The following is a 12,131-nucleotide window of genomic DNA, read 5'->3' as shown; positions in this document are numbered from 1 at the left end:
GGCGCCAGGCCCTCACGGCCCAGGTGGCGCCATGCGCGCGCGCCACAGCGCCACGCAGCACAGCACGGTGGGCACGGCCAAGGCCACATAGCCGGCCCGGTAGCTCTGGAACAGGCTGGAGATCGCGCCGAACACCGGCGGCCCCAGCACCACACCGAAAAAGGTGAAGGCCAGCGTGCCACCGGTCGCCACGCTGGCCAGGCCCCTGGGCGCCTGGCGCGCGACCTCGGCCAAGTACACACCATTCCAGCCCACGGCCGAGGCGCCGAACACCACCAGCACGGCCAGCACCACGACGCCTGGCAGGCTGGGCATCAGCACCGCCGTGGCCACGCTGCTCAAGGCCATGAGCGCGGCCAGCAGGGCCAGCATGCGCCGCGCGCCCAGGCCGCGGTCGGCCACCCAGCCCCACAGGATGCGGCCGGCCACGCCACCGAACTGCGCGATCGACAGCGCCAGCCCGGCAGCGACCAGGCCGTAGGCCAGCGACTCGGTCAGGTAGGTGACGAGGTAGGTCGTCAGCGACAGCTGCGCGATCGAGAACACGAAGGAGCAGGCGGCCAGCATCTTCAGCGCCGGATGCCCCAGCACCAGCCGGATCGGGTGCGCCAGGTTCCCAAGCGCCAGCGGCATGCCGCTCTTGCGGTCGGCATCGAGCTGGGCGCGCAGCGGCTGGGCGACCACGGCGCACAGCAGGTTGGCCGCGGCCGACACCAGCAGCGCGCCCTGCTAGGTGGCCAACAGCATCAGGGTGGGCACCAGCGCGCCGGCCAGCACACCACCGAGCGGCACACCGGTCTGCTTGATCGAGAACACCAGCGACATGCGATGGGCCGGCGTGCTGCGGCTCAGCAGGTGCGAGCTGGCCGGCGTGATCGGCCCGTAACCCAGGCCGATCAGGAATGCGCCCAACGCCACCGGCGCCACATGCGGCACGGCGCACAAGGCCAGCCCGGCGGCACACACCACCAGCCCGGCCTGGCTGACGCGGATGGCGCCGAAGCGCCCGACGACCGCACCGGCGCCCAGGCTGGCCACCATGGCGCCGGCATACACGATGGCGACGTAGACGCCGACCAACGCGGCCGATACGCCCAGAGCCGGCCCCACCACGGGCGCCATGACCGGCAAGGTCAGCAGCGCCATCGACACCATGGCCTGCACGGCCAGCGTGATGGCCAGGGTCATCCAGGGGCCGGTCATCGGTGTTCTTCCATGGGCGCCGACTGTAGCGGCACCCTCGCGCCGCACCTGCGGCTTGCGCGACGCGGGCCTCCTGCGATGCGACTCAGGCGGTACGCATGCTCCCGGCCATACGCACACACAGGTCGAAAGCCTCCTGCAAGCCCTCGATCTGCGCGATGCCGCGGCCCGCGATGTCGAAGGCGCTGCCGCTGGCAGACGTGGCCACCGGCACGGGCAGGCCGCCATGCAAGGTCACACCCCTTTCGAAGCCCATCAGCTTCATCGCGATCTGGCCCTGGTCGTGGTACATGGAGACCACGGCGTCCACATCGCCACGGCGCGCGCCGATGAACACCGTGTCGGGCGAGAACGGGCCGCGCGCGTCCAGCCCCTCGGCCTGCAGCCGCTGCACGGCGGGCGCGATGACCTCGATCTCCTCCATGCCGATGGAGCCACCGTCGCCGGCATGCGGGTTCAGGCCCGACACCGCGATGCGCGGCCTGGCCACGCCACTGGCGCGCAACGCCGCATCGATGAGCTTGACGGCGCTGCACACGCCCTCGCCCGTGATGTGGGCCGCCACGTCCTTGAGCGGGATGTGCGAAGTCACGCGCGAGGTCCACAGGGCGCCTGTCAGGTTGAACTCGCTCGTGAAGCCGGTCACGCCGAAGCGCTCCTGCAGGTGGCGCAGTTCGTCCTCCTGCGTGAGCCCGCCCAGGCGCAGCGAATGCTTGTTCAGCGGCGCGAACAGGATGGCGTCGGCCTGGCCGGCGCGCACGGCGTCGATGGCCGCGTCCAGCGCGCGCATGCTGGCCAGGCCCGAGGCTTCGTTCGAGCTGCCCAGCTCCGGCGCGCCGGCCAGCGCATTGCACGGCTGCAGGCGCAGGCGCTGCAGGTCCACCTGCGCGCCGGCAATCGCCTGGCCCGAGGCCAGCGCATGCGCGTCGGCGATCAGCAGGATGTCGGCCGCGGCCAGGTTGCGCTCGCGCGCGAGCAGCTTGACGGCCATCTCGGGGCCGACGCCACTGGGGTCGCCGAGCAGCACGGCGATGCGGGGGCGTTGTGGAAGATTCATTCGGTTCTCCGTGCAAAGCGCAGCATGCGCAGTTTCAAAAACAGGCTCGCCACCCAAGGATCGAGCAGCCGCGGAACTGGCCAGGCCAGCGGCCGCCACGGAACTGGCTCTGCCAGGCCGCTGGCGGCGCCCCCTCGAGGGGGATGGGACTTCTACACGCAGTGAGAAGTCCGAACGGGGGTGGTCCGCTACTCCGCCTTGATGTTGGCGCCGCGCACCAGGCGGCCGTAGTGTTCGTATTCGTTGCGGTTCATCTCGGCGAAGCGCTCGCCGGTCAGCGTGCCGAGCTCGCCGCCCAGGGCCTTGATGCGGGCCTGCACGTCGGGCAGTTGCAGCGCGTGCGTGAGCTCGGCCGTCAGCCGCTCCACGGCCGCGCGCGGCGTGCCGGCCGTGACATACAAGCCGTACCAGGTCGACACGTCCGCGCCCTGGATGCCGAGCTCCGCCAGCGTGGGCACGTCGGGCATCTCGGGCGAGCGCGTGGGCGAGCTCACGGCCAGTGCGCGCAGCTTGCCGCCGCGGATCTGCGTCATGGCCGACGAAGTGCTGTCGAACATCAGGTCGACCGAGCCGCCGATGATGTCCACATGCGCCTGCGCGCTGCCTTTGTAGGGCACGTGGATGGCACGCGTGCCGGTGGCCAGCCCGAAGGCCTCGCCGCCGATGTGCTGTGTGCTGCCGATGCCCGACGAGGCGTACTTCATCTCGCCGGGCCGGGCGGCCAGTGCGGCCTGCACCTCTTTCACGCTCCTGTACGGCGCACTGCTCGCGACCACCAGCACGTTGGGCATCACCGCCACCAGCCCGATGGGCTGCAGGTCCTTGAGCGGGTCGTACTTGAGCTTGAGCATGTGCGGCGCCACGGCCTGCGCCGTGTTGGTGGCCAGCAGCAGCGTGCTGCCGTCCGGCGCGGCCCGCGCGGCCAGCTCGGCCGCGATGGTGTTGGAGGCGCCGGGCCGGTTCTCCACGACCACCGACTGCTTGAGCGCGGGCGCCAGCTTGTCGGCCAGCACGCGCGCCAGGATGTCGGTCCCGCCGCCTGGCGAGGCGCCGACCAGGATGCGCAGCGGCTTGTCGGGAAAGCCCTGGGCCAGCGCGGGCGCGCCCAAGCCCATGAGGGCCAGCGCGGCTAGCGCGCTGCGCCGGGTCGGGTGGATGTGGGGCATCGCTTGTCTCCTTATCGTGATGGCCCGAGCCTAGGGATTTCCGCCGCATCAATCCAATCGCGCTTGCCGAACAATCCATCACCTTTTGGATATGACAGACATCCTCACCGACCAGGCCCTGCTGCTGCGCGTGCGCCCGCGCCAGTTGCTGCTGCTGGCCACACTGGATGCGGAGCGCCACCTCGGCCGTGCCGCGGCCGCCATGAACGTCACGCAGCCGGCCGCCACCAAGCTGCTGCTGCAGCTGGAGGAATCGCTGGGCGAGAAGCTGTTCGACCGGCTGGCGCGCGGCATGCGGCCCACGCCGGCCGGCGAGGTGCTGATCCGCTACGCCCGCCGCGTGCTCACCGACTTCGGCGCAGTGCGCGAGGAGATGGGCGCGCTGCGTTCCGGCTTGTCCGGCGCGTTGCGGCTGGCCGCCGTGCCCGGCGCCGTGCCCGCGCTGCTGGCGCCGGCCCTGCTGGAGTACCGGCGCCGCCACCCCCAGGTGGCACTGGCCGTGGCCGTGGACACCAGCGACATGGTGCTGGCGCAGCTGGCGCGCGGCGATGTGGACCTGGTGCTCGGCCGGCTGACCGAGGGCTTCAGCGAAGAGCAATTCGCCATCACGCCGCTGCTCGAAGAGGCGATGCAGGTGGTGGTGCGCAAGGGCCACCCGGCGTTCGCACGCAAGCGCCTGCAGCTGCACGAGCTCGGCGACTGGTCCTGGGTGCTGCAGCCGGCCGGCTCGCCGCAGCGCGGCCGGCTGGAGGCGGCATTGCGCGAGGTGGGCGTGCACCAGCGGCTGGACTACATCGAGACGGCGTCCACCACCGTCACCACCGCCCTGGTCGCCAGCTCGGACATGGCGGCCCTGATGCCGGCGTCGCTGGCCGCGCACTACGCCAGGCTGGGCGCGCTGCGCGCGGCGCCGATCACCTTGCCGATCCGGCTGCCGGCCATCGACGTCATCGTGCCGCGCGAGCGACCGCTGTCGCCCGCGGCGCAGCAGTTTCGCGCGTTGCTGCTGGAACGCGGCGCCTAGGCGCCCTTGTTGCGCATCCAGTCCGCGGTCTGGAAAAAGCTGTCCTTGAGCCGCGTGCGCAGGTCCTCGGGCACGCCGGTCTCGCCCATCGCCTGGTCCATGCAGGCCAGCCATTGGTCGCGCTCCAGGATCCCGATGGAAAACGGCATGTGGCGCGCGCGCAGGCGCGGGTGGCCGAACTGGTCGGTGTAGTAAGACGGGCCACCCAGCCAGCCGCACAGGAACCAAAACAGCCGCTGGCGCGCGTTGTCCAGCGTGTCGCCGTGCGCGGCGCGCAAATTGGTGTAGCCGGGCTCCAGGTCCATGAGGTCGTAGAAGCGGTCGACCAACGCGCGCACCTTGGGCTCACCACCGATCCATTCGAAGGGGGTGGCGAATGCCGGTTTCTCTTCGATCTTCATGTCAATGCCGCCCGGCCGCCCGAAGGCATTGAGCGCCCTTTTGGGGGGCAGCGATGCGCGTGGGGGTCATGCCGCCGCCCTGCGCAAGGTGTCCACCACCGGCCGGCGCAGCACGTCGCGCAGCCCCCACCAGCCCGCGCCCAGCGCCAACACGGCACCCGCGATGGCACCGAGCAGCGGCACCCACAACGAGCCGGACCAGGCGAACTCGAACACGTAGCGCGCCAGCGCCCAGCCCACAGCCATCGCCACCAGGGTGGCCAGCAGACCGGCCAGCACGCCCACGCCGGCCAGCTCGGCGCGCTGCACCTGGCGCAGCAGCACGCTGCTGGCGCCCACGGCGCGCATGATGGCGAACTCGCGCGCGCGCTCCTCGCGCGTGGCGGTGATGGCGGCGAACAGCACCACCAGGCCGGCCGCCAGCGTGAAGCCGAACAGGAACTCCACCGCGCGCACCACCTGGTCCAGCACGCGCTGCACCTGGGCCAGCGCGGTGCTCATGTCCACATTGGTCACGTTGGGGTAAGTGCGCACCAGTGCGTTGTCGAAGCCGGCTGCCTCGGGCGCGCGGTAGGCGGCCAGGTAGGTGATGGGCACGTCGGGCATGGCGCTCACGGGGTACATCACGAAGAAGTTGGCGTGCAGCGAGCCCCAGTCCACCTTGCGCAGCGAGGTGATGCGCGCGTCCGAGGTCACGCCGCCGATGTCGAAGCGCAGGCTGTCGCCGAGCTTCAAGCCCAGCGTGACGGCGATGCCCTCCTCCACGCTTACGGCGCCTTGCTCCTCGGGCGTCCAGCGGCCGCCCACCAGCTCGTTGTGCGGTGGCCGCTCGCCGGCATGCGAGAGGTTGAACTCGCGGTCGATCAGGCGCTGGGCGCGCTCGTCCACGTAGTCGGCCGGGCTAACGGGCTTGTCGTTCACGGCGACCAGGCGGCCGCGGAACATGGGGTACCAGTCGTACCTGGTGACGCCGGCTTCCTTCAGCGTCTTGCGGAAGGCGTCGCCCTGCTCGGGCAGGATATTGATGACGAAGCGGTTGGGGGCATCGGGCGGCGTGGCCTGGCGCCAGGCGCCGATCAGGTCGGTGCGCAGCAGCACCAGCAGCACCAGCGCCAGCAGGCCGACCGACAGCGCGCTGACCTGCACCACGGTGTAGGCCGGCCGCGCCGACACCTGCCGCGTGGCCAGCACCAGCCAGCGCGGCGCCGTGCTCTCGTTGACGCTGGCACGCAGCACGCGCACCGCCACCCACGACAGCGCAGCGAAGACCAGCACCGCGCCTGCGAAGCCGCCGACCGCGATGGCGCCCATCTTGAGGTCGCTGCTGACGGCCAGCAGCAGGCCCGCAAAACCCGCCACGCCCAGCGCCAGCACGGCGATGGAGGCGGGCTTCAACTGCCCCACGTCGCGCCGGATCACGCGCAGCGGCGGCACCTTGGCCAGCTGCAGCACGGGCGGCAGGCCGAAGGCGAACAGCAGCGTGAGCCCGATGCCTACGCCGTAGACCACGGGCCACAACGTGGCGGCCGGCAGCGTGGCCTCGACCAGGCCGGCCAGCAGCAGCACGAACACGTAATGCACGCCGAAGCCGACGGCCACGCCCAGCAGGCTGGCGAACAGGCCGACCAGCGCGAACTCGAAGCTGTAAGAAAGCGCAATCGTGCGTTGCGACAGGCCCAGCACGCGCAGCATGGCGCAGTCGTCCAGGTGCTTGGAGGCGAAGGCACGCGCGGCCAGCGCCACGGCCACCGCAGAGAGCAACGCCGACAGCAGCGCCACCAGACTCAGGAATTTCTCGGCCCGGTCCAGCGTCTGGCGCATCTCGGGCCGGCCGCTTTCGATGGACTCGATCCGCAGGCCGCGCACCTCGGGCTTCTTGATCTGCTCGTCGGCCCAGCGCGTGAAGCGCTGCACAGAAGGCTCATCACCGGCCACGGCGAAGCGGTAGGTGATCCGGCTGGCCGGCTGCACCAGGTGCGTGGCGGGCAAGTCGGCCGCGTTGACCATCACGCGCGGCGCAAAGCTCATGAAGCCGCCGCCGCGGTCCGGCTCGATCACGATGATCCGCGTGACGCGAAAGCTGCTGTCGCCCAGCAGCAGCGCATCGCCCATCCGCAGGTTCAGCGCCGGCAGCAGCGGCGCATCGACCCAGGCCTCGCCCGGCGCGGGAATGTCGCGCGTGGGGCCGCCCTCCTCGCCCGGCTGCTGCGCCACCTTGAGGCTGCCGCGCAGCGGGTAGCCCACGGGCACGGCCTTCAGCGCCACCAGGCGGCTGGCACCGCCCTGGGCGTCGCCGGCCCGGCCCATGGTGGGAAAGCCCAGCGTGGACACGGTCTGCAAGCCCAGGCTGCGCGCCTGTTCCTCGAACGAGGCCGGCGGTGGGTTGTCGCTGGCGACCACGGCGTCGCCGCCGATCAGCTGGCGCGCGTCGCGCTGCAGGCCGCCCTGCAAGCGGTCCGCGAAGAAGCCCACGGCCGTCAGCGCGGCCACGGCCAGCGTGACGGCGACGAGCAACAGGCGCAGTTCGCCCGAACGCAGGTCGCGCCACAAGGTGCGCCACCCCAGGGAAAGAAAGGATTGATTCAAGGCCGGCTCCGAAGCAGTGGCGGATTATCCCGGCGGGGGCTGTGCACACCAAAGGCCCTGGCGCGGCGGGCATACTGCGGAGCCCTTTCCCCCGTAGATCCGACCATGTGGCAACCCGCGACCCGCTACCCCGATCCCGCCGTCGTCGTCCTCGACCCCCGTTTTGCCAAATACCGCGTCAGCTCGGCCGCGGTCGAGCGCATCGCCACCGGCATGCGCTGGGCCGAGGGGCCGGTCTGGCTGGGTGACACGCGCACGCTGCTGTGGAGCGACGTGCCGAACGACCGCATCATGAAATGGGACGAGGCCACGGGCGCCGTCGGCGTCTTCCGCCAGCCCAGCGGCCACGCCAACGGCAACACGCGGGACCGCCAGGGGCGGCTCGTCACCTGCGAACACCTGGGCCGGCGCGTCACGCGCACCGAGTACGACGGCAGCATCACCACGCTGGTCGACAGAATCGAGGGCGCGCGCCTGAACTCGCCGAACGACGTGGTCGTGAAGTCCGACGGCAGCGTGTGGTTCACCGACCCGCCGTTCGGCATCCTGGGCTGGTACGAGGGCGTGCCCGCCCAGCCCGAGCGGCCCGAATGCGTCTACCGCTTCGACCCGGCGACGGGCCAGACCACGGTGGTCACCGACGCCGTGGCGCGGCCCAACGGCCTGTGTTTCTCGCCCGACGAGCAGCGGCTGTACGTGGTCGAGTCCGGCGCCAGCCCCAAGCGCATCCGCGTGTTCGACGTGTCCCCGGACGGTGCGACGCTCACGAACGACCGCGTGTTCTTCACCTGCGAGCCCGAATCCTCGCCCGACGGCTTTCGCTGCGACGTGGACGGCAACCTGTGGGCCGGCTGGGGCACGGGCGAAGGCAACGACGGCGTGCGCATCTTCGCGCCCGACGGCACCACCATCGGCCGCATCCATCTGCCCGAGCGCTGCGCCAACCTGTGCTTCGGCGGGCGGCACCGCAACCGGCTGTTCATGGCGGCGAGCCAGTCGGTGTATGCGTTGTATGTGAACACGCAGGGGGCGATGGGGGGCTAAAGCGCTCGGCTCATCGATCCTCGAAGTGCTCGCCATCGATGTCGCGTTCACTGTGCATGACACGCTCGATGCGCAATGCGTCAGGCTGCTGGCGGTAGAAGACTAGGTACCGCCCATGCGGCAGCATGCGCAGCCCGCTGGCCAGATCGTCCCGGCGCGTGCCGAGGCTCGGGTGCTGGCCCAGCTTGAAGCACCGCGCCTCCAGTTCATCCACGAATGACAGCGCACGGGTCGGGTCGTCCTGTGCGATGTAGGCGGCGATCTCGATCAGATCCGCCTGGGCAGCCGGGGCGAACCTGACCTTCATGTGCGCTTGACGACTTGGCGGATGCGCGCCCTGACATCTGCGAAAACCTCCTCGGCCGGAATCCCTGGCCCGCTGTCGCTGCCCTGCTGGATCGCTGCACGCAGCGCTTCGAGCTTGGCCACGCGGAGCTGCTCCTGTTCCTCCAGCACGCGCAACCCATCGCGAATCACCTCGCTGGCACTGGCATAGCGGCCTTGCTGTACCTGCTGTTTGACGAATGCCTCGAAGTGATCGCCGATGACATAGCTTGAGGGCATGACGCCACCTCCCGTCCAATGAAGCTATCGATGATTGATAGTCTAAGTCCGCATGCGCTGGCCGGTTCGGTTGACATGTTTTCCTGAATATTGGATTATTTATCCAGTATGACGGATGAATCTACTCTCAGTGCCGGGCTTGACATCAATGCCCGCATCGCCGCCGCCGTGCGCCGTGGGCGCGCAGACCGCAAGCTCTCGTTGGAGGAGCTGGCCACCGCGTCGGGCGTGAGCCGTTCCATGCTGTCACTCATCGAGCGCGGCGAAACCAGCCCGACCGCCGTCGTGCTGGAGAAGGTCGCCACCGCCCTTGGCGTCCCGCTCGCGCGGCTGTTCGACCATTCGCGGGACGACGCCAGTCCCGTGTCGCGCAAGGTGGACCGCGCCATCTGGAAGGATCCCGAGACGGGCTACCAGCGCTGGAACATCTCGCCGCCCGGCTACCCGTCGCCGCTGCAGATCGTCGAAGTGCTTTTTCCACCGCATGCCCGCGTGGCCTTCGAGACGGGCGTCCGCGACCATGTGGTGCACCAGCAGGTCTGGGTGCAGGACGGCCGGATCGAGATCACGCTCGGCGACACCGTGCACCAGCTCGCCAAGGGCGACTGCCTGGCCATGCAGTTGGACACCACCATCACGTACCACAACCGCACCGACAAGCCGGCGCGCTATGTCGTGGTCCTGGTCACCCTCTCGCCGCCAGTCGCACGGAGATCCGCATGACCACCGTCCGTACCCTCGTCCACTGCACCCCGGCCGACATCGATGGCCTCATGGACGTGCTCATCGACTGCGTGGAAGGCGGCGCATCGGTCAGCTTCATGCGGCCGATGACGCGCGAGAAGGCCGCCCGGTTCTGGCATGGCGTGGCCGAGGGCGTGGAGCGACATGAGCGCATCCTGCTCGTCGCCGAAGACGCAGCGGGCATCGTCGGCACGGTCCAGGTCGTCCTGGACCAGCCTGAGAACCAGCCCCACCGAGGCGACCTTGCCAAGATGCTGGTGCACCGACGCGGACGCCGCTGTGGAGTCGGCGTTGCGTTACTCGAGGCCGCTGAGGATGCCGCCTATGCAGCAGGCAAGCGACTGCTGGTGCTTGACACCGCCAGTCCGGAAGCCGAACGCCTGTATGCGCGCGGCGGCTGGCAGGAATGCGGCTACATCCCCGGCTATGCGCTCATGCCAGATGGCGCGCCTTGCGGCACACGCATGTACTGCAAGGCACTCGAGCCACGTGCGTCGCAATTGGATGAAGCGTCCGTCCAGTTCGTCGCCTGCACCCGTGCAGCCCACGCAGCGCAAATCCTGGACATCTTCAACGAAGCCATCGAGAACTCGACGGCGCTCTACGACTACAAGCCACGCACCATCGACAGCATGGCCGGTTGGTTCAAGACCAAGGAGACCCATCGTTTCCCGGTGATCGGCGCAGTCGATGGCAGCGGCAAGCTGCTGGGCTTCGCGAGCTTTGAAACCTTTCGCGCCTGGCCCGCGTACAAATACTCGGTCGAACATTCCGTCTACATCCACAAGGACCACCGAGGGCACGGCCTGGGCCGCGCACTGATGCAGCGCCTCATCGCCGCCGCCGTGGACCATCAGTACCACCTCATGGTCGGCGGCATCGACATGGCCAACACAGGCAGCATCCAGTTGCACGAGAAGCTGGGCTTCACCCATGCGGGCACGATCCAGCAGGCTGGGTTCAAGTTCAACCGATGGCTGGACCTGGGCTTCTACCAGTTGCTGCTCGCGACACCGGCGGCCCCGGTGGACGGTTGACTCAGGCTGCATGCAGGGCCAGCAAGTCCTGCATCAGTTCGACCAGTGGCAGGTGTTCGATACCGCCAGCCATCGGAAAACGCGCGTTCGCGCTGCTGACGACGAGCCGCCTGCTCGGCTGGATGTCGTCGCAGGCGAGATGAAACCCCTTGCTGACCGACGGCGCGCTTGATCGCTTGATCTCCAGCGCCCACACACCGCCGCCGGGCAGCTCAAGGACGAGGTCGATCTCGGCGCCCACGGCTGTACGGTAGTAGCTGGCCTCCGTTCCGAGTGGCGCGCAGGCCAACAGGTTCTCGATGATCCAGCCCTCCCAACTGCCGCCGACCACCGGATGGGACAGCAGCGCATCCGCCGTTTCCAGCCCCAGCAGCGCGTGCACGAGGCCACTGTCTCGCACATAGACCTTGGGCGCCTTGACCAGGCGCTTGCTCGATTGGCGTGCCCACGGCGGCAACTGGCGCACCAGCAACAGGTCGCACAGCAGGTCGAGATAACGCGCGATGGTCTGACCGCTGACGGCCAGCGATGCGGCCAGCCGTGCCGCGTTCAGCATCTGGGCCTGCTCGTGCGCCAGCATGGTCCAGAACCGGCGCAGCGTCAGGGCCGGAATGCGCGGCCCGAGTTGTGGGATGTCGCGCTCCAGGTAGGTCGTGATGAACTGCTGGCGCCAGCGCAGGCTGGCCGCGTCGCTGCGCGCCAGATAGGACTGTGGAAAGCCGCCGCGCAGCCACAACGCCCCCGGCGTGGCAGCCTGCTCGGTCGGCAGTTCGGTCACGACGAAAGGCGCGAGTTCCACATAGGCCAGCCGCCCGGCCAGGCTTTCGGCGCTCTGCGCGAGCAGATCGATGCTGGCCGAACCCAGCAACAGGAAGCGCCCATGGCCGGCCCCGGCGCGCCGCTGCCGGTCGATGATCCCGCGCAGCACCATGAACAGGCCCGGCACGCGCTGCACCTCGTCCAGCACCAGCAGATGATCGGCATGGGCGGCGAAAAACACCTCGGGGTCGCTCAGGCGCGCGAGATCCGATGGAGACTCCAGATCCAGATACAGCGTTGGAGTGCCTGGGTCCGTCCGTTGCACCAGTTCCAGGGCCAGCGTCGTTTTTCCCACCTGACGCGGCCCGAGGATCGCGACGGCCGGAAACTCCTGCAAGTACTGCTGCAGCCCATTGGCGATCTGGCGAGGGAATGCATTCATCCCTGTAATTCTTCCACACCATGGAAGAATTGCAATCTTCAATGTCGACACATGCGGCGCTCAACGGCCGATCTGCCGGCCCGCCACTTCCAGGCCACCCTCTT

Annotated in this window: 11 protein-coding genes and 2 pseudogenes; 5 read left to right on the top strand and 8 right to left on the bottom strand. The window is 69.4% G+C overall.

Going from position 1 to position 12,131, the window contains the following annotated elements; translation table 11 throughout:
• Positions 1–12: 12 nt before the first annotated feature.
• The 3 genes and pseudogenes from ASF43_RS06890 to ASF43_RS06880 all read right to left on the bottom strand — a co-directional run bounded on the left by ASF43_RS06890 (position 13) and on the right by ASF43_RS06880 (position 3,426).
• Positions 13–1,155: pseudogene (locus ASF43_RS06890) on the bottom strand (MFS transporter).
• Between the two features lie 133 nt (positions 1,156–1,288).
• Positions 1,289–2,260, bottom strand: coding sequence for a 4-hydroxythreonine-4-phosphate dehydrogenase PdxA (locus ASF43_RS06885; RefSeq protein WP_056178226.1), 972 nt, complete (start codon positions 2,258–2,260; stop codon positions 1,289–1,291).
• Positions 2,261–2,448: 188 nt separating this feature from the next.
• On the bottom strand, positions 2,449–3,426 hold the full coding sequence (locus ASF43_RS06880; RefSeq protein WP_056178224.1) for a tripartite tricarboxylate transporter substrate binding protein: 978 nt from the start codon (positions 3,424–3,426) through the stop codon (positions 2,449–2,451).
• Positions 3,427–3,517: 91 nt separating this feature from the next.
• Between ASF43_RS06880 and ASF43_RS06875 the strand changes: the two genes are divergently transcribed.
• Complete coding sequence (locus ASF43_RS06875; protein WP_200932462.1) at positions 3,518–4,450, top strand: LysR family transcriptional regulator; 933 nt, start codon at positions 3,518–3,520, stop codon at positions 4,448–4,450.
• On the opposite strand, the gene ASF43_RS06870 is transcribed toward ASF43_RS06875, so the two are convergent.
• Both ASF43_RS06870 and ASF43_RS06865 read right to left on the bottom strand, forming a co-directional pair.
• Positions 4,447–4,851: a group II truncated hemoglobin gene (locus ASF43_RS06870; protein ID WP_056178222.1), complete on the bottom strand. Its 405-nt coding sequence runs from the start codon at positions 4,849–4,851 to the stop codon at positions 4,447–4,449. The two genes, ASF43_RS06875 and ASF43_RS06870, sit on opposite strands and share 4 nt — an antisense overlap.
• Before the next feature lie 66 nt (positions 4,852–4,917).
• Positions 4,918–7,437: an ABC transporter permease gene (locus ASF43_RS06865; RefSeq protein ID WP_056178220.1), complete on the bottom strand. Its 2,520-nt coding sequence runs from the start codon at positions 7,435–7,437 to the stop codon at positions 4,918–4,920.
• 105 nt (positions 7,438–7,542) lie between these two features.
• Between ASF43_RS06865 and ASF43_RS06860 the strand changes: the two genes are divergently transcribed.
• Entirely contained in the window at positions 7,543–8,481 is a 939-nt protein-coding gene (locus tag ASF43_RS06860) for an SMP-30/gluconolactonase/LRE family protein (protein ID WP_056178218.1), read from the top strand.
• Between the two features lie 10 nt (positions 8,482–8,491).
• On the opposite strand, the gene ASF43_RS06855 is transcribed toward ASF43_RS06860, so the two are convergent.
• On the bottom strand, positions 8,492–8,788 hold the full coding sequence (locus ASF43_RS06855; RefSeq protein ID WP_056178216.1) for a type II toxin-antitoxin system RelE/ParE family toxin: 297 nt from the start codon (positions 8,786–8,788) through the stop codon (positions 8,492–8,494).
• Complete coding sequence (locus ASF43_RS06850; RefSeq protein WP_056178214.1) at positions 8,785–9,045, bottom strand: type II toxin-antitoxin system ParD family antitoxin; 261 nt, start codon at positions 9,043–9,045, stop codon at positions 8,785–8,787. The genes ASF43_RS06855 and ASF43_RS06850 overlap by 4 nt, the downstream gene beginning before the upstream one ends.
• A gap of 108 nt (positions 9,046–9,153) precedes the next feature.
• On the opposite strand from ASF43_RS06850, the gene ASF43_RS06845 reads away from it, so the two are divergent.
• The 3 genes and pseudogenes from ASF43_RS06845 to ASF43_RS31340 all read left to right on the top strand — a co-directional run bounded on the left by ASF43_RS06845 (position 9,154) and on the right by ASF43_RS31340 (position 10,826).
• Positions 9,154–9,768 (top strand): helix-turn-helix domain-containing protein, encoded by a 615-nt coding sequence (locus ASF43_RS06845; RefSeq protein ID WP_056178213.1) that lies wholly within the window; start codon positions 9,154–9,156, stop codon positions 9,766–9,768.
• Positions 9,765–10,271, top strand: a pseudogene (locus ASF43_RS31345) (GNAT family N-acetyltransferase); the annotation flags it as partial. The gene ASF43_RS06845 and the pseudogene ASF43_RS31345, both read left to right, overlap by 4 nt.
• Positions 10,254–10,826 carry a GNAT family N-acetyltransferase gene (locus ASF43_RS31340; protein WP_056178741.1) on the top strand — a complete coding sequence of 191 codons (573 nt, stop codon included), beginning with the start codon at positions 10,254–10,256 and terminating at the stop codon, positions 10,824–10,826. The pseudogene ASF43_RS31345 and the gene ASF43_RS31340, both read left to right, overlap by 18 nt.
• A 1-nt stretch (position 10,827) precedes the next feature.
• Here ASF43_RS31340 and ASF43_RS06835 read toward each other — a convergent pair whose 3' ends face one another.
• Positions 10,828–12,078, bottom strand: a complete 1,251-nt coding sequence (locus ASF43_RS06835; protein WP_235578170.1) for an ATP-binding protein — start codon at positions 12,076–12,078, stop codon at positions 10,828–10,830.
• Between the last annotated feature and the right edge of the window lie 53 nt (positions 12,079–12,131).

The sequence above is a fragment of the Pseudorhodoferax sp. Leaf267 genome (assembly GCF_001422405.1).
Lineage (GTDB): Bacteria > Pseudomonadota > Gammaproteobacteria > Burkholderiales > Burkholderiaceae_C > Pseudorhodoferax.
The sequence above is the reverse complement of the archived record's forward strand: the minus strand, read 5'-3'. Positions and strand labels throughout refer to the sequence as shown.